Annotated in this window: 24 protein-coding genes and 3 pseudogenes; 19 read left to right on the top strand and 8 right to left on the bottom strand. The window is 69.8% G+C overall.

Features of this window, described 5'->3' with window-relative positions:
• Positions 1–238 precede the first annotated feature (238 nt).
• From ABZ070_RS06725 to ABZ070_RS06700, 6 genes are all read left to right on the top strand, one after another.
• Positions 239–607 (top strand): STAS domain-containing protein, encoded by a 369-nt coding sequence (locus ABZ070_RS06725; protein WP_356630677.1) that lies wholly within the window; start codon positions 239–241, stop codon positions 605–607.
• 155 nt (positions 608–762) lie between these two features.
• A complete protein-coding gene (locus ABZ070_RS06720; RefSeq protein WP_356630673.1) occupies positions 763–1,275 on the top strand; it encodes an ATP-binding protein in 513 nt (170 codons plus the stop codon).
• Between the two features lie 133 nt (positions 1,276–1,408).
• On the top strand, positions 1,409–2,068 hold the full coding sequence (locus ABZ070_RS06715; RefSeq protein ID WP_356630671.1) for a peptidase: 660 nt from the start codon (positions 1,409–1,411) through the stop codon (positions 2,066–2,068).
• Positions 2,069–2,071: 3 nt separating this feature from the next.
• Positions 2,072–2,815, top strand: coding sequence for a hypothetical protein (locus ABZ070_RS06710; protein ID WP_356630669.1), 744 nt, complete (start codon positions 2,072–2,074; stop codon positions 2,813–2,815).
• 2 nt (positions 2,816–2,817) lie between these two features.
• Positions 2,818–3,867 carry a hypothetical protein gene (locus ABZ070_RS06705; RefSeq protein WP_356630667.1) on the top strand — a complete coding sequence of 350 codons (1,050 nt, stop codon included), beginning with the start codon at positions 2,818–2,820 and terminating at the stop codon, positions 3,865–3,867.
• Positions 3,868–3,881: 14 nt separating this feature from the next.
• Complete coding sequence (locus tag ABZ070_RS06700; protein ID WP_356630665.1) at positions 3,882–5,243, top strand: hypothetical protein; 1,362 nt, start codon at positions 3,882–3,884, stop codon at positions 5,241–5,243.
• Positions 5,244–5,328: 85 nt separating this feature from the next.
• Here the strand turns inward: ABZ070_RS06700 and ABZ070_RS06695 are convergent, their stop codons facing one another.
• On the bottom strand, positions 5,329–6,834 hold the full coding sequence (locus ABZ070_RS06695) for a peptide MFS transporter (protein WP_356630663.1): 1,506 nt from the start codon (positions 6,832–6,834) through the stop codon (positions 5,329–5,331).
• Between the two features lie 483 nt (positions 6,835–7,317).
• Here ABZ070_RS06695 and ABZ070_RS06690 point away from each other — a divergent pair, with 483 nt between their 5' ends.
• Both ABZ070_RS06690 and ABZ070_RS06685 read left to right on the top strand, forming a co-directional pair.
• Positions 7,318–7,995, top strand: coding sequence for a response regulator transcription factor (locus ABZ070_RS06690; protein ID WP_356630661.1), 678 nt, complete (start codon positions 7,318–7,320; stop codon positions 7,993–7,995).
• A 13-nt stretch (positions 7,996–8,008) separates the two neighbouring features.
• A complete protein-coding gene (locus tag ABZ070_RS06685) occupies positions 8,009–9,277 on the top strand; it encodes an ATP-binding protein (protein WP_356630659.1) in 1,269 nt (422 codons plus the stop codon).
• A 13-nt stretch (positions 9,278–9,290) separates the two neighbouring features.
• Here the strand turns inward: ABZ070_RS06685 and ABZ070_RS06680 are convergent, their stop codons facing one another.
• Positions 9,291–9,809: a GtrA family protein gene (locus ABZ070_RS06680; RefSeq protein WP_356630657.1), complete on the bottom strand. Its 519-nt coding sequence runs from the start codon at positions 9,807–9,809 to the stop codon at positions 9,291–9,293.
• A 176-nt stretch (positions 9,810–9,985) separates the two neighbouring features.
• Here ABZ070_RS06680 and ABZ070_RS06675 point away from each other — a divergent pair, with 176 nt between their 5' ends.
• The 3 genes from ABZ070_RS06675 to ABZ070_RS06665 are packed head-to-tail and all read left to right on the top strand — an operon-like array spanning position 9,986 to position 12,873.
• Entirely contained in the window at positions 9,986–11,125 is a 1,140-nt protein-coding gene (locus tag ABZ070_RS06675) for a 5-(carboxyamino)imidazole ribonucleotide synthase (RefSeq protein WP_356630655.1), read from the top strand.
• Positions 11,122–11,658, top strand: a complete 537-nt coding sequence (gene purE, locus ABZ070_RS06670; RefSeq protein WP_356630653.1) for a 5-(carboxyamino)imidazole ribonucleotide mutase — start codon at positions 11,122–11,124, stop codon at positions 11,656–11,658. The genes ABZ070_RS06675 and purE overlap by 4 nt, the downstream gene beginning before the upstream one ends.
• Before the next feature lie 6 nt (positions 11,659–11,664).
• Complete coding sequence (locus tag ABZ070_RS06665) at positions 11,665–12,873, top strand: dipeptidase (RefSeq protein ID WP_356630651.1); 1,209 nt, start codon at positions 11,665–11,667, stop codon at positions 12,871–12,873.
• Between the two features lie 200 nt (positions 12,874–13,073).
• On the opposite strand, the gene ABZ070_RS06660 is transcribed toward ABZ070_RS06665, so the two are convergent.
• On the bottom strand, positions 13,074–13,445 hold the full coding sequence (locus tag ABZ070_RS06660) for a VOC family protein (protein ID WP_356630649.1): 372 nt from the start codon (positions 13,443–13,445) through the stop codon (positions 13,074–13,076).
• 96 nt (positions 13,446–13,541) lie between these two features.
• Here ABZ070_RS06660 and ABZ070_RS06655 point away from each other — a divergent pair, with 96 nt between their 5' ends.
• Positions 13,542–14,045 carry a CGNR zinc finger domain-containing protein gene (locus ABZ070_RS06655; RefSeq protein ID WP_356630647.1) on the top strand — a complete coding sequence of 168 codons (504 nt, stop codon included), beginning with the start codon at positions 13,542–13,544 and terminating at the stop codon, positions 14,043–14,045.
• Positions 14,046–14,108: 63 nt separating this feature from the next.
• Here the strand turns inward: ABZ070_RS06655 and ABZ070_RS06650 are convergent, their stop codons facing one another.
• On the bottom strand, positions 14,109–15,452 hold the full coding sequence (locus ABZ070_RS06650; RefSeq protein WP_356630645.1) for a UDP-glucose/GDP-mannose dehydrogenase family protein: 1,344 nt from the start codon (positions 15,450–15,452) through the stop codon (positions 14,109–14,111).
• A gap of 187 nt (positions 15,453–15,639) precedes the next feature.
• On the opposite strand from ABZ070_RS06650, the gene ABZ070_RS06645 reads away from it, so the two are divergent.
• A complete protein-coding gene (locus tag ABZ070_RS06645) occupies positions 15,640–16,797 on the top strand; it encodes an acyl-CoA dehydrogenase (protein ID WP_356630643.1) in 1,158 nt (385 codons plus the stop codon).
• Between the two features lie 576 nt (positions 16,798–17,373).
• Here ABZ070_RS06645 and ABZ070_RS06640 read toward each other — a convergent pair.
• Together ABZ070_RS06640 and ABZ070_RS06635 are read right to left on the bottom strand one after the other, a co-directional pair.
• Positions 17,374–17,625: a hypothetical protein gene (locus ABZ070_RS06640; protein ID WP_356630641.1), complete on the bottom strand. Its 252-nt coding sequence runs from the start codon at positions 17,623–17,625 to the stop codon at positions 17,374–17,376.
• Positions 17,622–18,185 (bottom strand): TetR/AcrR family transcriptional regulator, encoded by a 564-nt coding sequence (locus tag ABZ070_RS06635; protein WP_356630639.1) that lies wholly within the window; start codon positions 18,183–18,185, stop codon positions 17,622–17,624. The genes ABZ070_RS06640 and ABZ070_RS06635 overlap by 4 nt, the downstream gene beginning before the upstream one ends.
• 97 nt (positions 18,186–18,282) lie before the next feature.
• Here ABZ070_RS06635 and ABZ070_RS06630 point away from each other — a divergent pair, with 97 nt between their 5' ends.
• Complete coding sequence (locus ABZ070_RS06630; RefSeq protein ID WP_356630637.1) at positions 18,283–19,482, top strand: MFS transporter; 1,200 nt, start codon at positions 18,283–18,285, stop codon at positions 19,480–19,482.
• Between the two features lie 3 nt (positions 19,483–19,485).
• On the opposite strand, the pseudogene ABZ070_RS06625 reads toward ABZ070_RS06630, so the two are convergent.
• Positions 19,486–19,846 (bottom strand): annotated as a pseudogene (locus tag ABZ070_RS06625) (UBP-type zinc finger domain-containing protein).
• Between the two features lie 93 nt (positions 19,847–19,939).
• Between ABZ070_RS06625 and ABZ070_RS06620 the strand changes: the two are divergent.
• The 4 genes from ABZ070_RS06620 (at position 19,940) to ABZ070_RS06605 (ending at position 23,691) form a co-directional block, all read left to right on the top strand.
• Complete coding sequence (locus ABZ070_RS06620; protein ID WP_356630635.1) at positions 19,940–21,733, top strand: GMC oxidoreductase; 1,794 nt, start codon at positions 19,940–19,942, stop codon at positions 21,731–21,733.
• A 246-nt stretch (positions 21,734–21,979) separates the two neighbouring features.
• Complete coding sequence (hchA, locus tag ABZ070_RS06615; protein WP_356630633.1) at positions 21,980–22,861, top strand: glyoxalase III HchA; 882 nt, start codon at positions 21,980–21,982, stop codon at positions 22,859–22,861.
• Between the two features lie 117 nt (positions 22,862–22,978).
• Positions 22,979–23,131, top strand: a complete 153-nt coding sequence (locus tag ABZ070_RS06610) for a hypothetical protein (protein ID WP_356630631.1) — start codon at positions 22,979–22,981, stop codon at positions 23,129–23,131.
• Positions 23,128–23,691: a VOC family protein gene (locus ABZ070_RS06605; RefSeq protein ID WP_356630629.1), complete on the top strand. Its 564-nt coding sequence runs from the start codon at positions 23,128–23,130 to the stop codon at positions 23,689–23,691. Before ABZ070_RS06610 ends, ABZ070_RS06605 begins: the two co-directional genes overlap by 4 nt.
• 18 nt (positions 23,692–23,709) lie before the next feature.
• Here ABZ070_RS06605 and ABZ070_RS06600 read toward each other — a convergent pair.
• A pseudogene (locus ABZ070_RS06600) lies at positions 23,710–23,832 on the bottom strand (ATP-binding protein); the annotation flags it as partial.
• Positions 23,833–23,867: 35 nt separating this feature from the next.
• Here ABZ070_RS06600 and ABZ070_RS06595 point away from each other — a divergent pair.
• Positions 23,868–23,981: pseudogene (locus tag ABZ070_RS06595) on the top strand (transcriptional regulator); the annotation flags it as partial.
• Positions 23,982–24,058: the final 77 nt, after the last annotated feature.

Here is a 24,058-nt window from a genome sequence, read left to right as displayed (position 1 = left end):
GTGAGCGGCGCCTCCAAAGCCGGCCGTGTCGGTTGTGTCTTTACTAGCCCTACCGGTTCTGCCAGGACGATGGCAAGTGGCGTATCTCCTATATGTCCGTATTGTCGATTAGTTCGGCTACCGGACCGGCCGTCGAGGGCGTAGGGTTCGACGGGCGCCGACGCTGTCCGTCGACGGTGGTGGCGCCCAGTACGCAACGGTGGACGACGCAGCTAACGACACGGCGAAAAGGGACGGCATGGACCGCGAGACGGTCGGTAGCGTGAATCGGGGCCGGCTTCAGGTCGAGGTTCGGACCGAGGGGCGCAGCGAGGTTGTGAAACCGGCGGGTGAGCTCGATCACCACACCGCCGACCTGCTGCGGGTTCCCTTGGAAGAGGCGATCGAACAGGGGCGTGTACGCCTCGTCATCGACTGCTCACAGCTCGAGTTCTGCGACTCCACCGGACTCAACGTCCTGCTCGGCGCCCGGCTGAAGGCCGAGGCCGGCGGGGGAGCGGTCCATCTGGCCGGGATGCGTCCCGTGGTGGCGAGGGTCTTCGAGATCACCGGAGCCGAGGCGGTCTTCACCGTGCACGACTCCGTCGAAGCGGCCCTGGGCCACTGACGGCCCCTCCTGTTGCCCGCATCACGCGGACCGGTGCGATCTCGTGGGTGTTGTCACGAATCGGCCGGGCAGGAGAACCCCGCAGAACGTGGAAAGCCCAGCACTCTGCGTACTCAGACCATGGCGAATCGGTGAATCGGTGAGGTGAAGCGCTGATGAGCACCACCCGGCAGCAACAGCCGGGCGACCTCGGCCCAGAGCCCGGCGGTGCCGGCGCGGCGCCGTCGGTGCCCGCGCCCGGGCCCTCCGGTGTTTCCGGCGGTGCCGTGCGCAGCCTTGCCCTGGGCGCGGCCAGTGGCATCGTCCCCATGGCCCGCGACTTCACGCGGCAGGCCCTCTACGACTGGGGCTGGCTCCCCGCCGACACGGCCGACCGCCGCGCCGCCGCGGAGGACGTGCTGCTGGTCGTCTCCGAGCTGGTCACCAACGCCTGTCTGCACGCGGAGGGGCCCGAGGAACTGCGCGTCGGCTGCGACGGCAAGGTCCTGCGCCTCGAGGTCACCGACCGCGGTTCCGGCCAGCCTGCGCCGCGCACCCCGCACCGTGCCGGGCGGCCCGGCGGCCACGGCATGTTCATCGTCCAACGGCTCTGCGTGGACTGGGGAGTTGTCCGGTCGCCCGGCTCGCCGGGCAAGACCGTGTGGGCGGAGCTCGCCGCCCCCGCCTGAGTCACCCGTACCTCGTACCGGAGCACGCCGTCGATACGGCGTGCTCTTTGTCTTCCCTCCCCAAGGCCTCAGGCGTACCTTGAGCGCCCGATCTGATGTGTCGTCAGTTACGTGCCGGCCGAGGGGACCCGACGTGTCGTACCGGAAACGAACAGCATGTGCGCTGGCAGCAGCGATGGCGGCCCCGGTGGTGCTGATGGCCGCCCCGGCCGCGCAGGCCACCGTCGTGGACGTCGACTACCAGTGCAAGACCCCGATCGGACCGAAGGGCGCGGTCTCGCCGATCGACATCAAGGCCGTGAAGAGCGGCAGCGCGTACAAGCTCACCATGTCCTTCCAGAAGGGCGTCTCCTCCAGCCCGGTCGAACTGGGCAAGGGCGCCATGAACCCGAGCGCGGTCATCGAGCTGGGCGGCGCGGAGACCGGGAAGGTGCCGGTGACCGGGCCGCCCAACGCGGCGGCCGTTCCGGCCGAGACCCCGATCAAAATCAGCGACCTGTCCGGCACGTACACCCCGAAGAAGAGCGGCAAGGTCACCTTCACCGCGGGCGTACTGACGATCAAGGCCCTCGGCACCACCACGACCTGCACGCCCACCAACAGCCCCGGCCCGTCCCTGGAACTGGATGTCACGGCGGCGGGCGGCGACACCGCACCGCAGGGCTCCGAACTGCCGAAGACGGGCCCGCTGGACTCCGCGACGGCGCTCGCCACCTTCGGCGGGACGGTACTGCTGACCGGGGCGGCGGGCGTCCTCTGGCTGAGCCGGCGCGGCGGCCGGACCGCGGGCTGAGCCGTGCGGGCCGCGCTCGCGCTCGTCCTCGCCCTCGCGGCGCCACCCGGGCCCGGATGGGAGCCGGGGCGGGCGTACGTATACCTGGAAGGCAGCCCCGGCATGGTGCTCGAGGACCGCGTCTCCGTGACGAACCCGGGCACGAAGGCACTCACGGTGGCCCTCCGCGCCGACCCCTCCCCGGGCTCGTGGATCGCGCTCGCCGCCGAAAAGGTGACCATCCCGGCCCGCACCCGGGCGGATGTCCCCTTCACGGTGACCGTGCCCGCCCACACACCCCCCGGCGAAGAGACGGGCACGATCACGGCATCCGCCGGCGGGCGCGAGGAGCCGATCCGCATCCACCTGCGCGTGAGCGGCCCGAGGGTGACGGCGCTCACGGTCGAGGACGTGTCCGTCTCCGGCGGCTCCGTGCACTACACCCTCGTCAACCGCGGCAACACCCCTCTGTCACCGCGCGTGACCCTGCACACGGACGGTCTGTTCGGCGCCCCCCTCGCCCGGCGGCCGCGTGAGCTGGCCCCACTCCCGCCGGCGCAACGGGTCTCGCTGACGGAGAGGTGGGACTCTCCGGCGCTGGACCGGGTGGATCTTCGTCTCGAGGCCACCGCGGCGGGCGACGTGCACACGGAGTCGACGGTGTCGCAGACCTTCGTCCCCTGGCCGACGCTGCTGCTGCTTCTGCTGCCCGCCCCCGCGGCACTGTGGCTCCGCCGCCGCCGCTCTTCGAGAGCAGGAGGCCGCTGACCATGCCGACCCCGCCCTCCCCGCGCCCCGCCGCCGCTTTCGGAAGGGGGCGCCACGGCCTCGCCGCCGCCGTGCTTGCCGCACTCCTCCTCCTGCCTGCCGTCCCCGCCGCGCACGCCGCCCCGCCCAAACCCGACGTGAAGCTCTCCGCCCCCCAGGCCGGCAAGGGCGGCGACATCACCGTCAGCGGCAGCGGCTGGCGCGCCCGCGCCCTCCTCATGCTGCTCGTCTGCGGCCGGTCCACCCCCGCCCAGGGCGTGATCGGCGGCACCAACTCCTGCGCCAACGCCGGCGGCCGCGCCGTGACCACCGACTCCAAGGGCTCGTTCCGCACGAAGTTGCCGGTCTCCGAGCCACCCGTGCCCTGCCCCTGCGTCGTGCACGTCGCCACCGTCACCGGCGAACAGCGGTCCGTGGACGCCGAGTTCGTCGTCGCCGGACACCCCACCGCACCGCTCCCGGAGCAGGGCGGCGGAAGGCTCGCCGTGCTCACGGCGACCCGCCTGGAGGGCGAGTCGGGTCTCCTGGTCCTCTTCGGCGCGCCGCCCACCCGCAGGCTCGAGTTCACGGTCGGCAATCTCGGCACCGGCCCGGTCACGGACCCCGTCTTCGAGATCGGCACCGCACACGGTGTGTTCGCCCCGCAGTGGGAGGAGCAGCAGTGGCGCGGCACGATCAAGCCGGGCGGGAAGGCACGGATCTCGCTGCCCGTCCAGCTCTCCGCCGGCGCGCACGGCGACTACTCGGTCTCGGTGAAGTACGGCACGAAGGTCCTCGCCGAGCAGCCCTGGGGCGTGTCCTGGCCGTGGGGCGTCACGGTCTTCTGGATCCTGCTCGCCCTGGTCGTACCGGCCGCCGTGTTCCGTGTCGGCATGGCGGTGGTCGACAGGATCCGGCCTCCGGGTCCACGTCACGCCCGCCCCCGACGAGCCGGCGCCGCAGGCGAACCGGCCGACGGCACCGCCACGGCCACGGCCGCCGCACTGCCGTGGTTCACCCCTGACTCCGCACCGTCAGAGAACCGACCGACGACGACGAAGGGACATTCGTGAGTACGCAACGGAGGATGAGCGCGGCCGGCGTCGCGCTGATGCTCGGCGGCGCGGGGATCCTGCTGGCCGCGAGCCCCGCCCAGGCCGCCGAGGTCTCGTACGCGACGGAATGCATTCCGCCGCCCATCTCCGGCCTGCCGCCCGTGCAGGGCACCACCAAGGTGCAGATCACCGCGCCCGCGGAGGCCAAGGTCGGCGACACGATCGAGGTGGTGTGGAAGACGGTCCAGGCGGCGTCCAAGAACCCGGACGTCCTGGATCTGGCCCAGGACACCGTCAAACCGACCGGCACGATCACGCTGGGCGGCGTCTCGACGGGCGAGGTGAAGATGGAGGGCCCGCGCCAGAATCCGCCGATTCCGAAGAACAGCCCGATGGTGCTCCCCGACATGAAGGGCACGCTGAAACTGGAGAAGGCCGGTGAGGTCACCCTGACACCGGGTGCGTACGGGATCAACGTCTCGAAGCCGATCTCGACGGACACGAAATGCGCGCCGAAGGAGCCGGTCCAGGCGGGCGCGACGGTGAAGGTGACCGACGGCGGGGGAGGAACGACGTCGGGCGGTACGACCAATGGCGGCACGACGAACGGTGGCACGACCAACGGCGGAACGACGTCGGGCGGTACGACCAGCGGCGGTACGACCAGCGGCGGTACGACGAACGGTGGCAGCGACGGTGGAGCCACCGACGGCGGAACCACCGGCGGCACCGATCCCGGCGGCCCCACCGACCACCAGGGCAAGGAGATCGAGGTCGCCTACTCCTGCAAGACACCCATCGGCGACAAGAACGCCGTCTCCCCCGTCCGTATCGACGCCCGGAAGAACGGTGGCAGCTACGACCTGACCGTGAAGTTCTCCAAGTCGGTCATGGACAGCCCGGCCGACATCCCCGCGGACTCGGTCAAGCCGTCGATGGAGGTGAAGCTGGGCGGCGCCGACAAAGGCTTCGTCCATGTCGAGGGCCCGACCAACAAGGAGCCCATCAAGTCGGGCGACCCGATCGAGATCCCTGATCTGAAGGGCACCTACAAGCCCGGCGCCACCGGGAAGACGACTCTGAGCCCCGGCGTCCTCACCGTCAAGGCGCTGGGCACGACGACGACCTGCACGCCACCGGCAGACGTCCCGTTCTCCCTGGAGCTCGACACGTCGGCCCAGCCGGGCGGTGCGTCGGGAGGCTCCGGCACCGGCGGCTCCGGCGCCACGGGCGGCTCGACGGCCTCGGGCGGCACGTCCGGGGGCCTCGCCGAGACCGGAGCGGAGGACGCCGGGGCGCTCCGCGCTCTCGCACTGGTCGCCGGCACGGTGATTCTGCTGGGCGGCGCGGTGTTCACGTTCACGCCGTGGCAGCGGCTGCGCGGCATGCGCTGACGGCCGGTCGCTGACAGCCGGCAACAGCGAAGGGCCGCCGCACCGAATCCGGTGCGGCGGCCCGTCAGCAGGGGCGCGCGTCGTGTCAGCGCACGTCGCCCATGAGGGCGCGGATCTTCCGCCCGGCCATCATGAACGTCAGTCCCGCCGCGACGGCGATGACGGCCCACAGCGAGTAGTAGAGCGCGTCGCCCAGCGGCTTGTTGAGCTTCGTGGTCCAGCCGTTCAGCGCGTTGCCCGTCGCCGTGGCGAGGAACCACAGACCCATGATCTGACCGACGAACTGCTTCGGCGCCAGCTTGGTCGACAGGGACAGGCCGACCGGGGACAGACACATCTCACCGATGGTCTGGACGAGGTAGACGCTCAGCAGCCAGAAGACGGTGACCTTGCCGGTGTCGCTGTTCGCGGCGGCGGCGCCCGCCAGACCCATGATCCCGAACGAGCCGCCGATGAGCAGCATCGCGAGCGCGAACTTCATGGGGGTGCTGGGCTCGCGGTTGCGCTGCGCGAGCTTGACCCACAGCGCGGCGAAGATCGGCGCCAGCACGATGACCATGGCCGGGTTGACCGACTGGTACCACGACGCCGGGAACTCCCAGCCGCCGATCATGCGGTCGGTCTTGTTGTCGGCGAAGAGCGTCAGCAGCGAGCCGGACTGGTCGTAGATCATCCAGAACAGGACGGCCGTGGCGAAGAACCACACGAACGCCTGGATCTTCGGCCGGTCCGCGGCGGTCAGAGCCGGGTTGCGGAGCATCGAGACGAAGTAGACGACCGGAACGACGATGCCGAGCACCGCGAGCACGTTCACGATGTGCTCGATGTCGTATGTGCCGAGCGCGATGTCGAGCACGAGCGCGGCGACGGCGATGCCGCTCCACAGCAGGACCTTGCGCAGGACGGAGCGCTTCTCCTCCGGCGTCGCCGGGGTGCCCGGCCGCTTGCCGATGTCTCCGAGGTAACGGCCGCCCAGGACGTACTGCACGACGGCCAGCGTCATGCCGATACCGGCGACGGCGAAGCCGAGGTGCCAGTTGACGTTCTCACCGAGGTAGCCGACGACCAGCGGGGCGGCCATGCCGCCGATGTTGATCGCCATGTAGAAGAGGGTGAAGCCGGCGTCGCGGCGGGCGCTCGACTGGCCCTCGTACAGGCCGCCGACCATGGCCGAGATGTTGGGCTTCAGCAGACCCGTACCGGCGGCGATGAGTACGAGGCCGGCGAAGAACGCCGTGTCCGACGGGATCGCCAGGGTGTAGTGACCCAGGGCGATGACGATGCCGCCGACCAGAACGGCCTTGCGGGCGCCCCACAGCCGGTCGGCGACCCAGCCTCCGGGCATGGCGGCCATGTAGACGACGGCGTTGTAGACACCGTAGATGGAGACGGCCAGCGCCTCCCGCTCCTTCAACGGTCCGTCGAGGACGGCCGCGACCATGTACAGGACGAGGATGCCGCGCATCCCGTACCAGGAAAAGCGCTCCCACATCTCCGTCATGAAGAGGGTGGCCATACCGCGGGGGTGGCCGAAGAAGGTCTTCTCCGAACCAGGGGTACTGGCAGAGTCCTTCGTCAGGCTGGACGCCATGGTCGATCCTTGCTCGCTCGGGACGCGGCGCTTCGTGAGCGGTACGCGCCCGGTGGGGGGAGGCCGGCACCGGCACGGGGCGCTCCACCCCGACGCCTTCGGGGTTCCCCCGCGGGCGGAGGCCGGGAACGGTCCGTGTCGGGATCCACGCCCCGGACGCTGTGTCGCACCCGGGGCCCGGCCAACAGGTCATTCACTGTGTCAGGTCAGGCTCGAAACGGCTGAAACGGTATCGGGTCGACCTTCGTACAGAAAAGAGACCTTTGGTGCGCACGGCAGCCAAAGGTCCCCGAGTTGTACTACGGGCGTCACGCCACCATACGGCACGACAGTGCGGCATATGGAAGGACTTGAGAGATGGATCACAGGTGATCGTGGAACCGTCTGCCCTGAATCGAAGGTCGTAAGCAGGATCGCATCCCACACCCGCAGGGGTTGTCGATCACGCCCCGACGGCCGTGCCGCGCGGACTACCATCACCCCATGACCCGTGTACTGCTCGCCGAGGACGATGCATCCATCTCGGAACCGCTGGCCCGAGCGTTGCGCAGAGAGGGATACGAGGTCGAGGTGCGCGAGGACGGTCCCACCGCGCTCGACGCGGGTCTCGCGGGCGGTGTCGATCTTGTCGTGCTGGATCTCGGACTGCCCGGCATGGACGGTCTGGAGGTCGCCCGCCGGCTCCGTGCGGAGGGGCAGGCGATCCCGATCCTGGTGCTCACCGCACGCGCCGACGAGGTGGACACCGTCGTCGGACTGGACGCGGGCGCCGACGACTACGTCACCAAGCCGTTCCGGCTCGCCGAGCTCCTCGCCCGCGTACGGGCCCTGCTGCGGCGCGGTTCCTCCGAACCCGTCCCCGCACCCGCCACGCACGGCGTGCGGATCGACGTCGAGTCGCACCGCGCCTGGATGGGCGACGAGGAACTCCAGCTCACCGCCAAGGAGTTCGACCTGCTGCGGGTCCTCGTCCGGGACGCCGGCCGGGTCGTCACCCGCGACCAGCTGATGCGCGAGGTGTGGGACACCACCTGGTGGTCGTCGACCAAGACCCTCGACATGCACATCTCCTGGCTGCGCAAGAAGCTCGGCGACGACGCGGCGAATCCCCGTTACATCGCCACCGTGCGCGGCGTGGGCTTCCGCTTCGAGAAGTCCTGAGACGTGAGGCACCATGCGTCGCCGTCTGATCACCTCCACGCTCTCCGTGGTGCTCGTTGTCATCGCCGTCTTCGGCGTCTCCCTCGTCCTGGTGGAGACCCGCACCATCAGCAGCAGCGCCCAGGAGAGCGTGGATTCCGACGCCCTGCGCCTGGTCAGCATCGTCGAGAGCCGACTGGTGGGCGATGAGCCGGTCAACCCGGACATCCTCGCCCAGCAGGGCGACATCACCCGCTACGCCCTGATCACCATTCCGGGCCGCGAGCCCATCGAGATCGGCGAGCCCCCCTCCGGCAGCGTCATTCGCGGCACCGCGGAGGGCGAGCGGAACACGACAGTCGCCGTCGAGGAGGCGCGTTCCACCGTGACGCGGGAGGTCGGCAGGTCCCTGCTGATCATCGGCGGGGTCGCGCTGCTCGCCGTCGTCGCGGCCGTGCTGCTCGCCGTGCGTCAGGCCAACCGGCTCGGCTCCCCGCTCACCGACCTCGCGGAGACCGCGGAACGCCTCGGCTCCGGCGACCCCCGGCCCCGCCACCGCCGCTACGGCGTCCCCGAACTGGACCGGGTCGCCGATGTCCTCGACGCCAGCGCCGAGCGGATCGCCCGGATGCTCACGGCGGAGCGACGGCTCGCCGCGGACGCCTCGCACCAGCTCCGGACGCCGCTGACCGCGCTGTCGATGCGGCTGGAGGAGATCACGGTCACCGACGACCTGGCGACCGTGAAGGAGGAGGCCAGCATCGCCCTCACCCAGGTGGAGCGGCTCACCGACGTGGTCCAGCGGCTGCTGACCAACTCCCGCGACCCGCGCACGGGGTCCGCCGTCGTCTTCGACCTGGACGAAGTGGTCAAGCAGCAGCTCGAGGAGTGGCGGCCGGTGTACCGCAGCGCGGGCCGCGCCATCGTCTGCTCCGGCCGCCAGGGCATGCGGGCCGTCGGCACTCCCGGCGCCGTCGCCCAGGTGCTCGCGGCGCTGATCGAGAACTCCCTCATGCACGGAGGCGGCACCGTCGCCGTACGCACCCGGGTCACCGGGAACCAGGCAGTGGTGGAGGTGACCGACGAGGGGCCCGGTGTGCCGGGCGACCTGGGGGCACGCATCTTCGAGCGGACCATCAGCGGCCGCAACTCGACCGGCATCGGGCTCGCCGTCGCCCGGGACCTCGCGGAGGCGGACGGCGGCCGGCTGGAACTGCTCCAGCAGCACCCGCCCGTCTTCGCGCTCTTCCTGAGCCGGGTGGCACGCAAACGCAAGGACGACGAGAAGCCGACCGTGAGGTGAGAGGGACGGGCCGTCAGCGGGCGGCGCGGTCGGCGGGTACCGGCTCCGGGCGGCGCTGCTCCAGGAACGACTCGGCCCTCTGCACGGTCTCCCGTGCGGGCAGCGCCCGGAAGACCCACGTGCGGTACGACCAGAACCGGAACAGCGTCGCGACGCCGATGCCGAGGAACTTGAAGATGTTGCTCTGCAGCGGGGTGTCCCAGTCGAAGCCGTACGTCGCGGTGTACAGAACGCCGTGCTCGATCACCAGGCCCACGGCGCTGAACAGCAGGAAGAGCGTCATCTCCCTGGTGCGGCCGTTCTTGTCGCGGTCGCGGTAGGTGAAGTAGCGGAACCCGACGTAGTTGCAGGCGATGGCGACGACGGTCGCCAGGATCGACGCCCGGACGACGGGGATCTCCGTGACGTTCCGTACGAGGTTGAAGACGGCGAGGTTGACCACCAGGCCGACTCCACCGACCGCACCGAACTTGGCGATCTCGCGCATGAGCTGGTTCAGCTGCTCGCGCAGCTTTCCGCCTCGTTCACTCATAGTGAGAGCCCAGCCTCGTCAGATCGGCGATCGGCCGACAAGCGTCGACTCCGTCATGCTAACCAGCGACCTCCTGCGCCGCCTGTGAGCCACGAGGAAGATGTGACGTGCGCTACAGAGCCCTGTCGGAACCTACGGAAGACAGGGGGTGTCCTCTCGGCGGATACCCTAGGAGAGTGACATTCCCGGTAGTCGGCATGGTCGGCGGCGGTCAGCTCGCCCGTATGACCCACGAGGCGGGTATCCCCCTCGGCCTGAAATTCAAGCTCCTCAGTGACACCCCCCAGGACTCCGCGGCCCAGGTGGTGAGCGACGTCGTCGTCGGCGACTACCGCGACCTGGACACCCTCGTCGAGTTCGCGCGCGGCTGCGACGTGATCACTTTCGATCACGAGCATGTCCCGATCGAGCACCTGCGGGCGCTGGAGGCGAGCGGCGTCGTCGTCCGCCCCGGCCCCGACGCGCTACGGCATGCCCAGGACAAGGGCGTGATGCGGGCCAGGCTCACGGAGATCGGCGTGCCGTGCCCGCTCCACCGCATCGTGGCCGACCCCGCCGATGTGACCGCCTTCGCCGAGGAGGCCGGAGGCTTCCCCGTCGTCCTCAAGACCGTGCGCGGCGGGTACGACGGAAAGGGCGTCTGGGTCGTCCATGAGGAAGCCGACGCGGAGGCGCCCTTCAAGGCCGGCGTTCCCGTCCTCGCCGAAGAGAAGGTCGCCTTCCGGCGCGAGCTCGCCGCGAACATCGTCCGCTCCCCCCACGGCCAGGCCGTGGCCTACCCGGTCGTCGAGTCGCAGCAGGTCAACGGTGTCTGCGACACCGTGATCGCACCCGCGCCCGATCTCGACCCCGAGCTCGCGGGCCAGGCGCAGGAGCTCGCACTGCGCATCGCCAAGGAACTCGGCGTCGTCGGCCATCTCGCCGTCGAGCTGTTCGAGACGACGGACGGACGCATCCTCGTCAACGAGCTGGCCATGCGTCCCCACAACTCCGGCCACTGGACCCAGGACGGCGCGATCACCTCGCAGTTCGCCAACCACGTCCGCGCCGTGCTGGACCTGCCGCTCGGCGACCCGCGCCCGCGGGCCCCCTGGACGGTCATGTGCAACGTGCTGGGCGGCGACTACCCCGACATGTATGCGGCCTATCTGCACTGCATGGCCCGGGACCCGCAGCTCAAGATCCATATGTATGGCAAGGACGTGAAGCCTGGCCGCAAGGTGGGCCACGTCAACACATACGGCGACGACCTGGACGACGCCCTCGAGCGCGCCCGCCATGCCGCCGGCTATCTGCGAGGAACGATCACCGAATGAGTCCTGTCGTTGGCATTGTCATGGGGTCCGACTCCGACTGGCCCGTCATGGAGGCGGCCGCCCAGGCGCTCGACGAGTTCGAGATCGAGTACGAGGTCGACGTCGTCTCGGCGCACCGCATGCCCCGCGAGATGGTCGCGTACGGCGAGGAGGCGGCCGACCGCGGCCTCAAGGTGATCATCGCCGGTGCCGGGGGAGCCGCCCACCTCCCGGGCATGCTCGCCTCCGTCACCCCGCTGCCCGTCATCGGCGTCCCCGTCCCGCTGAAGTACCTCGACGGCATGGATTCCCTGCTCTCCATCGTGCAGATGCCGGCGGGCGTGCCCGTCGCCACCGTCTCCGTGGCCGGCGCCCGTAACGCCGGCCTGCTGGCGGCCCGCATCCTCGCCACGCACGACGACGAACTCCTCGCCCGTATGCGGGAGTTCCAGCAGGAGCTGAACGACCAGGCCACGGAGAAGGGCAAGCGGCTGCGCGCGAAGGTCGCGGGTGCGGAGTCCTTCGGCTTCGGAAAGCCGGGCGCCGGGAAGTAACAGCCAATGGACACCCCCACCTCTGCCGCGGATCATCTGGGCCGGGCGCGCGAGCTGCTCGCCGCCCACCCCCTCGTCGACGGCCACAACGACCTCCCCTGGGCGCTGCGGGAGCACGTCCGCTACGACCTCGACCGGATGGACATCGCGGCCGACCAGCAGGGCCGGCTCCACACCGACATCCCGCGGCTGCGCAGCGGCGGGGTCGGCGCCCAGTTCTGGTCCGTGTACGTGCGCAGCACCATGGCGGGCGACGCCGCGGTCAGCGCCACGCTGGAGCAGATCGACGTCGTCGACCAGCTCCTCGAGCGCTACCCCGCCGACCTCGCGCGTGCGCTCAGCGCGGAGGACATGGAGATCGCGCGCGACGAGGGCCGTATCGCCTCGCTCATGGGGGCGGAAGGCGGGCACTCGATCAACAACTCGCTCGCCACCCTGCGTGCCCTGTACGCGCTGGGCGTGCGCTACATGACCCTCACGCACAACGACAACATCGCCTGGGCGGACTCCGCGACCGACGAACCCGGCGTCGGCGGCCTCTCCGCCTTCGGCCACGAGGTCGTGCGCGAAATGAACCGCATCGGCATGCTCGTCGACCTCTCCCACGTCGCGGAGACGACGATGCGCCACGCGCTCGCGACCTCCGTCGCGCCGGTGATCTTCTCGCACTCGTCGTCCCGGGCGGTCTGCGACCACCCGCGCAACATCCCCGATGAGGTGCTGGCCCTGCTGCCCGCCAACGGGGGCGTGGCGATGGCGACGTTCGTGCCGAAGTTCATCCTGCCCGCGGCCGTCGAGTGGACCCGCGCGGCGGACGAGAACATGCGGGCCCACGGACTGCACCACCTGGACACCACTCCCCAGGCGATGAAGATCCACGAGGCGTTCGAGGCCGCGCACCCCCGGCCGACCGCGACCGCCGCCACGGTCGCCGACCACCTCGACCACATGCGCGAGGTCGCCGGCATCGACCACATCGGCATCGGCGGCGACTTCGACGGCACGGCCTTCACCCCGGCCGGCCTCGAGGACGTCGCGGGCTACCCCAACCTGATCGCCGAACTGCTGCACCGCGGCTGGTCGGACACGGACCTCGCCAAACTCACCTGGCAGAACGCGGTCCGCGCGCTGCGCGCCGCGGAGGACGTGGCCGCCGACCTGCAGCCCACCCGCGGCCCGTCGAACGTGACGATCGACGAGCTCGACGCGGTTTAGGGTCCTTCGGTCCGGACAGGGCCTGGCGCGCCAGGGGTGCGCGGTTTCGGCCGCGCACCCCGAACGCACCGCTCGCCGAATCCCGATCGCGCGCGACGAGTTCGCGGCGCGCGGTCCGGTCGCGCCGGATGCCTTCACGAGCGGCGATCGGCACGCTGGACCTCTGACGGCACCTCTGACGGCGGGACGCCAGGACGCTTCTAGCAGGCGCAGAGGCAGAACGGATGCCCGGCCGGGTCCGCGTACACGCGGAACGACCGCTTCCGGTCGTCCGCCTCCAGGACGGTGGCACCGAGCTCCAGCACCTTCGCCTCCGCGGCGTCCAGGTCGTCGACGGTCAGGTCCAGATGGAACTGCTGCGACTCCTCGGCGGAGGGCCACTTCGGGGGTACGAAACCGGGTGCCGCCTGAAACGCGAGGGTCGTGCCGGCGACTCCCTCGAGATCCACCCACCGGTCGCCGTCTTCCTCCTGCATCTTGATCTCCCCGCCCAGGATCCCGGCGTAGAACCGCGCGAGCGCGACGGGGTCGGGACAGTCGAGCACAACGGCCCCGAGCCTGGCCATAGCCATGTCTTCTCCTCGATGGTCACCACGATGGTTACCCCTACCGGCGCCTAACCGGTAACGGTTACTGCATGGTCCCCCATAAGAGGTAACGTCGCAAGCATGAATGACAGGGCTCCCGCTCCCGGCGGCCTCGCGCTGGTCGAGGCCCTGGTGAACACACTGGACGTCGAGACGGGCGCGGACACCCTGGACACGCCCGAAGGCCGCGCGCGCTTCGACCTCACCGAGACGGACGTCCCCGCGGCCCGCGAGCTGCGCGAGGCTCTGCGCGCGGCGTGCCTGGCCCATGCGGGCCACGGCAGGTCCACCGCGCTCGACACGATCCTGTCCGACGCCCCGTTGCGTGTGGCGATCGCCGCCGACGGCACGGCCGGCCTGCGCCCCCTCGGCCCGCCGACACTGCTCTCGCGGATCGCCGAGGCCATCGCGGCGGCCGGCGCGGACGGCAGCTGGACCCGCCTCAAGGCATGCGAAGCCCAGGACTGCCAGTGGGCGTACTTCGACCGCAGCCCGGCCGGCCGGAGCCGCTGGTGCTCGATGTCCGTCTGCGGCGCCCGCGCCAAGATGCGCGCCTACAGAGCCCGCCGCGCCTCGTCCGCCTGACCCGACGGGGCTCCTTGGCCGTTCCTCGCGCGGCAGTCCCGCCAGGTGTTCTGAAAAGGGGCGTTACGCCCGCGGGCGCCCCATCGCGCGGTACGTCCACCCGGCCTCGCGCCAGGCCGCCGGGTCCAGTGCGTTGCGGCCGTCGAGGATGATCGGCGACGACACGACCGTCGCCAGCTCCGCCGGGTCCAGCTCCCTGAACTCGCGCCACTCCGTCAGGTGCAGCACGACGTCCGCGGCCCGTACCGCCTCGCGCGCGGAGTCCGCGTAACCGAGCGTCGGGAAGAGCCGTCGCGCGTTCTCCATGCCCTTGGGGTCGTACACCGTCACCTGGCCGCCCTGGAGATGGATCTGGCCCGCCACGTTCAGCGCCGGGGAGTCCCGGACGTCGTCCGAGTCCGGCTTGAAGGTCGCGCCCAGCACCGCCACCCGCTTGCCCAGGAAGGAACCGCCGCCCACCGCGTCCCGCGCCAGCTCCACCATGTGCCCGCGACGGCGCATGTTGATGGAGTCGACCTCGCGCAGGAACGTGAGCGCCTGGTCCGCACCCAGCTCGCCGGCGCGCGCCATGAAGGCGCGGATGTCCTTCGGCAGGCAGCCTCCGCCGAAACCGACGCCCGCCCGCAGGAACTTCTTCCCGATCCGCTCGTCGTAGCCGATGGCCTCCGCCAGCTTCACCACATCGCCGCCCGCCGCCTCGCACACCTCGGCCATCGCGTTGATGAACGAGATCTTGGTCGCCAGGAACGAGTTCGCCGCGGTCTTCACCAGCTCCGAGGTCGGGAAGTCGGTCACGACGAACGGCGAACCCTCGCCCACCGGCGTCGCGTACACCTCCCGCAGCAGCTTCTCCGCGCGCTCGCTGTTCACGCCGACCACGATCCGGTCGGGGTGCAGCGTGTCGTCGACGGCGAAGCCCTCGCGGAGGAACTCCGGGTTCCAGGCCAGCTCCACGTCCACGCCCGCCGGGGCCGTCCTGGCGAGCACGGCGCCCAGCCGCTCCGCGGAGCCGACCGGCACGGTCGACTTGCCGACGACGAGCGCGGCGCGCTTCAGGTGCGGGGCGAGCGAGGCGAAGGCGGCGTCGACGTACGACATGTCGCAGGCGTACTCGCTCTGCTTCTGCGGGGTGTTCACACACACGAAGTGGACATCGCCGAAGTCGCCGGCCTCCTCGTACGAGGTGGTGAACCGCAGCCGTCCGCTGGAGCCCTCGATGCCGGCGACGTGCTTGCGCAGGAGGTCCTCGAGGCCGGGCTCGTACATGGGGACCTTGCCCGCCGCGAGCATCTCGATCTTCTCGGGGACGACGTCGAGGCCCAGCACCTCGAAGCCCAGTTCCGCCATGGCCGCGGCGTGGGTGGCGCCGAGGTATCCGGTGCCGATCACGGTGATCTTGAGGGCCATGGGGTGCTCCAGTACGACGCGGGCCGGGGACGTGCGGGGCCGAGCATATCCGGGGCTCCGCGGGGCACCCCAAAGCACGCGTCGCCCGCTGCCCCGAGCTGTCGGCAAACTCACGTATGCCTGCCCGGGGAGCGCCGTCTAACATTGGAATACTTAACGGTAGTTAACACCTTGGGGAGTGAGAGTCTTGGCAGGATCGGCCGACTTCGATCTGTATCGCCCGTCGGAAGAGCACGACATGCTCCGTGAGACGGTCCGCTCCCTCGCCGAGGCGAAGATCGCGCCGTTCGCCGCCGCGGTGGACGAGGAAGCACGCTTCCCGCAGGAGGCCCTCGACGCGCTGGTCGCCTCCGACCTGCACGCGGTGCACGTCCCGGAGAGCTACGGCGGCGCGGGCGCCGACGCCCTCGCCACGGTCATCGTGATCGAGGAGGTGGCCCGCGTCTGCGCGTCCTCCTCCCTCATCCCGGCCGTGAACAAGCTCGGTTCGCTCCCCGTGATCCTCTCCGGCTCCGAGGAGCTGAAGAAGAAGTACCTGGGACCGCTCGCCAAGGGCGACGCGATGTTCTCGTACTGCCTCTCCGAGCCCGACGCGGGCTCCGACGCGGCCGGCATGAAGACCAAGGCGGTCCGCGACGGCGACTTCTACGTCCTCAACGGCGTGAAGCGCTGGATCACCAACGCCGGTGTCTCCGAGTACTACACGGTCATGGCCGTGACCGACCCCGAGAAGCGCTCCAAGGGGATCTCCGCCTTCGTCGTCGAGAAGTCCGACCCCGGCGTCTCCTTCGGCGCTCCGGAGAAGAAGCTCGGCATCAAGGGCTCCCCGACCCGTGAGGTCTACCTCGACAACGTCCGCATCCCCGCCGACCGCATGATCGGCGCGGAGGGCACGGGCTTCGCCACGGCGATGAAGACCCTGGACCACACCCGCATCACCATCGCGGCCCAGGCGCTCGGCATCGCACAGGGAGCGCTCGACTACGCCAAGGGCTACGTCAAGGAGCGCAAGCAGTTCGGCAAGCCGATCGCCGACTTCCAGGGCATCCAGTTCATGCTCGCGGACATGGCCATGAAGCTCGAGGCCGCCCGCCAGCTCACGTACGCGGCCGCCGCCAAGTCGGAGCGCGGCGATGCGGACCTCACCTTCCAGGGCGCGGCGGCGAAGTGCTTCGCCTCCGACGTCGCGATGGAGGTCACCACGGACGCCGTCCAGCTGCTCGGCGGCTACGGCTACACCCGTGACTACCCGGTGGAGCGCATGATGCGCGACGCCAAGATCACCCAGATCTACGAGGGCACCAACCAGGTCCAGCGCATCGTGATGGCGCGCAACCTGCCGTAGCAGGGTTCTTGGAGGTCAGCGGCCCTACGGGTCGGTCAGGGCAGCTGGCTCGGGTTCTGGTCTGCTCGACGGGTGATCCTGGGGAATACTGGGCGGTAAACCGTCCCTCACCTGCACAAACGAAACGGCCCCCGGCGCTTTTGCCGGGGGCCGTTCGCATGACCTCTCTGTGGTGTCGTCCGCGCCGGGCGTCAGCATCGTTGCGATGGCTGCTCGCCCGCGCTGCTCGGCTCCTTCAAAGTCCTCCGGGAACTCGGCGGCCACACATGCGAGCGCGTCAGCGGTCATGTCCCGGCGCGTGGCCGGGGCGGTCGTGTCGTACACGCGCCATGGCCCCGCCATGTTCTGCGGGTCCTCCGGTGCGACCGCACCGCGGATTCCCAAACTGTCGGAGTACAGCATCAACCTGGCCGAACCTGCTGACAGTGTCGCCTCCCATCACCCCACCCTGCGCAGGGGCAATACCGTCTTTGGCCAGACACTCCACGCACGGGGCGATCAGATGGCCCGGCCATTGGCCGATCGCCCCGAAGGACGGGGCCGTGCGTGCTCCCGGGCCCGTCGTCGCCCGAACGGCTACCGCATGTGCTTGTGGAAGCCCGTGAGCTCTAGGTCGAGCAGGCCGGTGAGCGTTGCCCACACCTGCTCGTCACCCGCCACCGTCACGGCGGATCCCAGTACATCGGCGGTAACGTCGAACCACAGCTGGCGGCCGACCCTTCGGTCCGCCATCGCGCCTGCGCCGACGACCGACACCCCGCGTGCCTGCGGCGCGTGGTGCACAGCACCGGGCTGTGGGCCGAGAAGGATAAAGACGCTGGCGCTCACGTGAACAGTTCGTCGACCAGCCGGTGGCTGTAGGCGGAGTCCGTCGGCTCGACACCGAACAGGACGCGGAAGTGCAACGGGGCCAAAACGCGGTCCATCACCTGGTCGAGTCCGGGCGCGGCCTCGCCCCGGGCGCGGGCGCGCTCCAGGATGACCTTGACCTGGTCGGCCCGTTTCCGCAGACAGCGGTCGCGGACCTCGCCGTCGGCCACGGCGTTGACCACGGTCCGCAGCGAGGCGGAGCCCTCGGGTGAGCTGATGTGGGTCAGGAGTTCAGCCGCCCAGGCGGTGAGGTCACCGTGCGCGCTGCCGGTGTCCGGTGGCAAGGCTTCGGGGGCGAGGCGGTTCTCGGCCACCCAGATCAGGAGCTGGTGCACGTCGCCCCACCGTCGGTAGACGCTCGTCGGATTGACGCCGGCCCTTTCGGCGATGACGGGGATGGTGAGGCGGTCGGCGCCGCGTTCGCAGATCAGCTCGGTTGCGGCCTGTTCGACGGCGGCGAGCACCCGGGCGCTGCGGCCGCCGGTGCGGCGTGCGGTGTGCTGCTCGGTTGCGGTCATGGAACAAGCTTATCGCAATGCTGTTTGCTTTAGCGGTGTAGCGGTGTTAGCTTCCAAGTTAAAGCAAACATCATTGCGATAGTGAGAAAGCCGTACCATGAGCCTCTCCCGCCGCGCCGCCTTCTGGCTGCTCGGATCCGCCCAGCTCTTCCTTTTGTTCGCCGCGAGCGCCCCCTCCCCGCTCTACCCCGTCTACCAGGCCCACTGGGCCTTCTCCGCCGCCACCGTCACGGTCGTCTTCGCCCTGTACGCCATCGGATTGCTGCTTGCCCTGGTGATCGTCGGCGCGCTTTCCGACCACGTCGGCCGCAGGCCGGTGCTCATCACGGCACTGATGGTCGAGGCGGCGGCCATGGGCCTGTTCATCGCGGCCGGCGGCGTCGGCTGGCTGATGGCCGCCCGCATGCTTCAGGGCATCGCCACCGGAGCCGCCACCGGCGCCATCAGCGCCGGACTTGTCGACCTCCAGCCGCCTGGCAAGCCGCACCTCGGCGCCCTGGTCAACAGCCTCTCCACCCTGCTCGGACTCGCCGCCGGCGCCTTCGGCTCCGGACTCCTCGTCCAGTACGCCCCAGCCCCCACCACCCTGGTCTACGCGCTGCTGATCGCGGCCTTCCTGGGCATCGCCGCAGTCGTCGCGCTGATGCCGGAGACCTCCGCCCGGCGCCCCGGAGCTCTGGCCTCGCTGCTCCCGAGCATCGCCGTGCCGCCGCGTATCCGTCCGCACTTCGTGGTGGCCGCGCCGAGTCTGGTCGCCCTGTGGGCGCTCGGCGGCTTCTTTCTTTCGCTCGGCCCCTCGCTGACCGCGCGGGTACTGGACGTCCACAATCACCTGATCGCCGGTGTGGTGATAGCGGTGCTGGCGGGCATGGGCGCCGTCGGCTCCCTGGCGCTTCAGCGGCTGGAGGCCCGCCGCATCCTCACGGCCGGCTCGCTGGCCCTGGCCGGCGGCACAGCGGTGACCCTCGTCGGTGTGACCGCCGGGCTGCCCGCCGCCTACCTGCTCGGCACCGCGGTCGCGGGTTTCGGCTACGGGTCCTCCTTCCTCGGCGCCCTGCGCACCGTGGCCTCGCATGCCGCGCCAGAGGAGCGGGCCGCCCTGTTCGCGACGATCTACGTGGTCAGCTACCTGGCCTTCAGCCTTCCGGCGATCGCCGCCGGGGTCGTTTCCACCCGGCTCGGCCTGACGGCGACCACCATTGGTTACGGGCTGGCGCTGATCGCCCTCGCGGGCACGGCCCTCCTGGGACTGGCCGCCCAGCGCCGCCGCGCAGTGGTGACGGCGCTGGCGGACTGACGGTCAGTGCCGGTGGGAGCGCCAGCCGACCGGCACTTTGCCGGCTGGTCCGGGCGAGGGCTGGGACGCAGGAGGGGAGGTCGGCTCCAAAAGCGCGGGGCCCTCGGAGAACTGCTGGGTCTCCACGCTCCAGAACCAGTCCTCGCCCGGTTCGAAGCCGGCCAGGAACGGGTGCCCGGCGGGGGCGTGCATGGGCGGTGGCGTGCTGCGAGGGAGGGGAGTCACAGCAGCCGATCTGCCTGCAGGCGGCGCAGCGGCGCAGATGCAGCCACCAGCCGACGCCCTCTCCGGCCAGGCACTCCATAAAGCCTCGCCGCTCGGCGGGACGGGTCGGGTCGATACCGGTGACCTCGTCGTTCGCCATGGTCACGCGTCTCCTTGGAACCCTTTGACCGCATTGTCTGCGGCCGGTCGCGGCGGGCAGGCCGCGCCGAGGCTGCGGCGTTAGCTTCGGCGCATGGACGAAATCGACGACACCCATGACTTCGTCGTGGTGGGCTCGGGTGCCGGCGGCGGGCCGCTCGCAGCCAACCTTGCCGAGGCCGGACACCGGGTGCTCCTCCTGGAGGCCGGCGACGAGCACAACTGCCCGTACTACGATGTGCCCCTCCTGCACGCGCGGGCCAGCGAGGACCCGGACATGCGCTGGGACTTCTTCGTCCACCACTACGACGACACCGACCGGCGCCGACGCGACAGCAAGTACCTCGCCGAACAGGACGGCGTGCTCTACCCGCGCGGCACAACCCTCGGCGGATCCACCGCAGTCAGCGCAATGATCACTGTCTATCCGCACCACAGCGACTGGGACGCCATCGCCCAGCTGACCGGCGACCCCAGCTGGTCGGCGCAGCAGATGCGACGCCACGTCGAACGCCTGGAAAGCTGCGGTCATGCTCCGCCCGATGCCCGGGCCCGCCACGGACACGACGGCTGGCTGCAGGTCAGTCGCGCCAACCCGGCCGTCGGCAACCGCGAACAGCAGTGGCTGGACATCTTCGAAGCGTTCGAGCAGACCTCCCTCGACATCGCCGGCGAACCCCCCGCCGGACTGGGCTACCCGCTGGACCCCAACGACTGGCGGACCCTGACCCACCGCGCCGAGGGCATGGCCTTCATCCCCGTCGCCGTCGCCGCCGGCGCGCGCAACGGCAGCCGCGAGCGCGTTTTGACCGCACAACGCGCTCACCCGGACCGGCTGACCGTACGGCTCGGCGCTTTGGTCACCCGGGTCCTGTTCGACGGCGACCGGGCCGTCGGCGTGGAGTACATGGACGGCCCGCACCTCTATCGGGCCGACCCGCTCGCCACCCCTGCTGCCGCGACGGTGCGCAGCGTCCACGCGAGACGTGAGGTCGTGCTCTGCGGCGGCGCCTTCAACACCCCGCAGCTGCTCAAGCTCTCCGGCATCGGCCCGCGTGAGGAACTCGCCGCCCACGGCATCCCCCTGCGCGTGGACGCACCCGGCGTCGGCGAGAACCTCCAAGACCGCTACGAGGTCTCCGTCGTCCACAAACTGCGTCGGACGTACGACATCTTCGACGGCGCCGCCTTCGACGCCCCGCCCCCCGGCACCGCTGGCACCGACCCGCACTTTCACGAGTGGAGCGAGCAGCGCGACGGCATCTACAGCACCAATGGCTCGCTCGCGGCCTACCTCAAACGCTCCAGTCAGGCCGACCGGGACCCCGACCTGTTCATCTTCGCTCTGCCTGCACACTTCCGCGGCTACTACCCCGGCTACGCCGAGGAGTTCACCCACCACACCGACACCCTGAGCTGGGTGATCCTGAAGGGCCACACCCGCAACCGAGCCGGCAGCGTCACCCTGCGCTCCGCCGACCCTTGCGACACTCCAGAGATCTCCTTCCGCTACTTCCAGGAAGGCGGCGAACCGGACCTGGACGCCGTGGCCGACGGCATCGAACTCGTCCGCACGATGGCCCACCGACTCGACCGGCTGATCGACCACGAACTCGTCCCCGGACCGCAGGCCGCCACCCGGGAGGACCTGCGCCGCTTCGTCCGCGACGAAGCCTGGGGCCACCACGCCTGCGGCACAGCCCGAATCGGCGCCGAGCACGACCCCATGGCGGTACTCGACGGCGACTTCCGCGTCCGCGGCACCCGCGGCCTGCGCGTCGTCGACGCTTGCGTCTTCCCCAGCATCCCGGGCTTCTTCCTGGCCTCCGCGGTCTACCTGATCAGCGAGAAGGCGAGCGAGGCCGTGCTGCGCGACCACCCGACCTGACCAGCGCCCAGCCTGCTCGTACCGGTTCTCCTCGCGCGCCCCCGTGCCGCGAACCGGCCCGCAATCGCTCGGCCGCTCTCCGCGGGGCACCGGCTCCCACGCCGAGCTCGCCCCGCCACATCAAGTTGGGTGGTGATAGCTTCGAAACAGCGGTCGAATCCCCGTGAATGGATTCCCTGACGGTCTCTCGCCGTGCACCGTCTTGCATTCATTTGACTACCAGCCGTCACGAAGGTGGTCGTCAGCATGTCGAATGCTGCAGAAGATCTGAGCAAGACCCCCACCCCGGACCCCGCGGAAGACAACGCATACTTCCCGTCGCCGTATTCACTGAGCAAGTACACCTCGTCGAAGACCGACTTCGACGGTGTTCAGCACAAAAATGCTTACACCGGAGGTCGGTGGAAAGTCCTGATGATCGGGACCGACGAGCGCTACCTGCTCACCCAGAACGGCAAAATGTTCTCCACGGGAAACCACCCCGTCGAAATGCTTCTACCGCTTCACCACATGATGGAGGCGGGATTCGGCGTCGACGTGGCAACACTCAGCGGAAATCCCGTGAAACTGGAACTGTGGGCCATGCCGCAAGAAGACAAGGCGGTGCTGGAGACTTACGAGGCGATCAAGCCGCAGCTCAAGGAACCGCTGAAGCTGTCCGACGTGGTGGCCGACAAGCTCGGCTCCGACTCGGAGTACATCGCCGTTTTCGTCCCGGGCGGACACGGTGCGGTGATTGGGCTCGCGGAGAGTGAAGATATGACCAAGACGCTCGACTGGGCTCTGGCGAACGACAAAAACATCGTCACTCTCTGTCATGGCCCGGCGGCACTGCTCGCCGCTGCGCGCGGCAAAGACGAGTCGCCTTTCAACGGCTACTCGCTCTGCGTCTTCCCCGACGCGCTCGACACCGGCCCGAATCTCGAGATGGGCTATCTCCCCGGTCACCTCAACTGGCTCGTCGCCGAGCTCCTGCAGCAGCAAGGTGTGACGGTCCTCAACAGCGACATCACCGGCAAGACGTACCAGGACAGGAAGCTGCTCACAGGGGACAGCCCGCTGGCGTCCAATGCACTTGGTCTCCTCGCCGCGGATGCGCTGGTGAATGCGGCGCAATCCCAGAGCTGAACCCAGTAGGGCCGAGGGTGGCCGTGTCTTTTCCGGCTTGCGTCAATGCCTCGGCCCTGAGCCTGGCGACTGCCTCGTTGCACGCGGCACAGGCGTCCAGGAGTGGGCAGGCTGCGCGTGGAGGGCGAAACCGACGCTCTGATCGAAACGGTTCAGACCGCAGATCAGGGGCGCAACGCCGCCGGCGGCGAGGCCGTCACCAAGCTTGCCGCCGACGGCTGGTTCAAGGACGTACCGGGCGCAGTGCCGGCGAAGAGGAGCCTGGGATGAGCGAGGGAACCACTCCCGGAATCACCGGCATACACCACCTCTCCCTCACTGTCACCGACATAGAGGCCTGCTTGGCCTGGTGCCAGCGTCTGTTTTGCGACCGAGTGCCGACGAAGCTCACCCACTACGAGCGGGAGGACACGGGCTACGGCGTGTTGCTCATCGAGCCGCGTTCGGGTCTCGTGATCGGACTGCACGGCAACATCGCCAACCGCGGGGGGCAGTTCGACGAGTCCCGCACGAGATTGGACGATGTGTCGTTCAAGGTGGACACGCGTGAGGACCTGGAGGCGTGGACTGCCTGGCTCGACGAACTCGGCATCGGTCACACGGGTATCAGGGACCAGGAAGAATCGTTCGCATACTCGACAGTCGTGTTTCGCGACCCTGACGACATTCAGCTCGAGTTCATCGCGGTCGGCGCCGTGGGACGCGACCCCGTACACCATTCCGACCGGGCCACGGCACCTCCCTTGCCGGGCGACGAGGCCCTACGTCGGGACGACGATCAACGGTCACTGACACCAACCGCTCGAACAGATTCCCAAGGACGACGCTGATCGCTGCTGACCCGCGGCGTCCTCGACGGCGAGTTCCAGCCGGAAGTCCCGGCCGGGTACGCGGCCGTGGATCGCCGTATTGGCCGTGAGCTCGGCGACGATCTGAGCCGCCGACCCCGACGGCCGCCCCCAGAAGGCCAGTTGGCCGGCGGCAGCAGGCGGGCGAGTCGGAGGACATCGACTCGGGAGCGGTCATCGCGGCGGTAGGCCGCCAGGTCAGGCTGTGGCGCGAGGCAGCGAGCATGCGCGCAGCCGAGCTGGGCGCGGCGATCGCCTACGGCGAGAACCAGGTCTAGGTCTACAAGGTCGAGGCCGGCAAGCGCATCCCGAAACCGGAGTTCCTGGACAGGCCTTCGGGCAGGTGGCC

The sequence above is a fragment of the Streptomyces sp. NPDC006283 genome (genome assembly GCF_040613325.1).
Taxonomy (GTDB): Bacteria; Actinomycetota; Actinomycetes; order Streptomycetales; family Streptomycetaceae; genus Streptomyces.
Note: the sequence above shows the minus strand (reverse complement) of the source record. Positions and strands in the feature narration are given on the sequence as shown.

Coding starts and splice junctions, on each gene's coding strand:
- ABZ070_RS06725 (WP_356630677.1), top strand. CDS start 239: ATGGACCGCGAGACGGTCGGTAGCGTGAATCGGGGCCGGCTTCAGGTC.
- ABZ070_RS06720 (WP_356630673.1), top strand. CDS start 763: ATGAGCACCACCCGGCAGCAACAGCCGGGCGACCTCGGCCCAGAGCCC.
- ABZ070_RS06705 (WP_356630667.1), top strand. CDS start 2,818: ATGCCGACCCCGCCCTCCCCGCGCCCCGCCGCCGCTTTCGGAAGGGGG.
- ABZ070_RS06700 (WP_356630665.1), top strand. CDS start 3,882: ATGAGCGCGGCCGGCGTCGCGCTGATGCTCGGCGGCGCGGGGATCCTG.
- ABZ070_RS06695 (WP_356630663.1), bottom strand. CDS start 6,834: ATGGCGTCCAGCCTGACGAAGGACTCTGCCAGTACCCCTGGTTCGGAG.
- ABZ070_RS06690 (WP_356630661.1), top strand. CDS start 7,318: ATGACCCGTGTACTGCTCGCCGAGGACGATGCATCCATCTCGGAACCG.
- ABZ070_RS06685 (WP_356630659.1), top strand. CDS start 8,009: ATGCGTCGCCGTCTGATCACCTCCACGCTCTCCGTGGTGCTCGTTGTC.
- ABZ070_RS06680 (WP_356630657.1), bottom strand. CDS start 9,809: ATGAGTGAACGAGGCGGAAAGCTGCGCGAGCAGCTGAACCAGCTCATG.
- purE (WP_356630653.1), top strand. CDS start 11,122: ATGAGTCCTGTCGTTGGCATTGTCATGGGGTCCGACTCCGACTGGCCC.
- ABZ070_RS06665 (WP_356630651.1), top strand. CDS start 11,665: ATGGACACCCCCACCTCTGCCGCGGATCATCTGGGCCGGGCGCGCGAG.
- ABZ070_RS06660 (WP_356630649.1), bottom strand. CDS start 13,445: ATGGCTATGGCCAGGCTCGGGGCCGTTGTGCTCGACTGTCCCGACCCC.
- ABZ070_RS06655 (WP_356630647.1), top strand. CDS start 13,542: ATGAATGACAGGGCTCCCGCTCCCGGCGGCCTCGCGCTGGTCGAGGCC.
- ABZ070_RS06650 (WP_356630645.1), bottom strand. CDS start 15,452: ATGGCCCTCAAGATCACCGTGATCGGCACCGGATACCTCGGCGCCACC.
- ABZ070_RS06635 (WP_356630639.1), bottom strand. CDS start 18,185: ATGACCGCAACCGAGCAGCACACCGCACGCCGCACCGGCGGCCGCAGC.
- ABZ070_RS06630 (WP_356630637.1), top strand. CDS start 18,283: ATGAGCCTCTCCCGCCGCGCCGCCTTCTGGCTGCTCGGATCCGCCCAG.
- ABZ070_RS06620 (WP_356630635.1), top strand. CDS start 19,940: ATGGACGAAATCGACGACACCCATGACTTCGTCGTGGTGGGCTCGGGT.
- hchA (WP_356630633.1), top strand. CDS start 21,980: ATGTCGAATGCTGCAGAAGATCTGAGCAAGACCCCCACCCCGGACCCC.
- ABZ070_RS06605 (WP_356630629.1), top strand. CDS start 23,128: ATGAGCGAGGGAACCACTCCCGGAATCACCGGCATACACCACCTCTCC.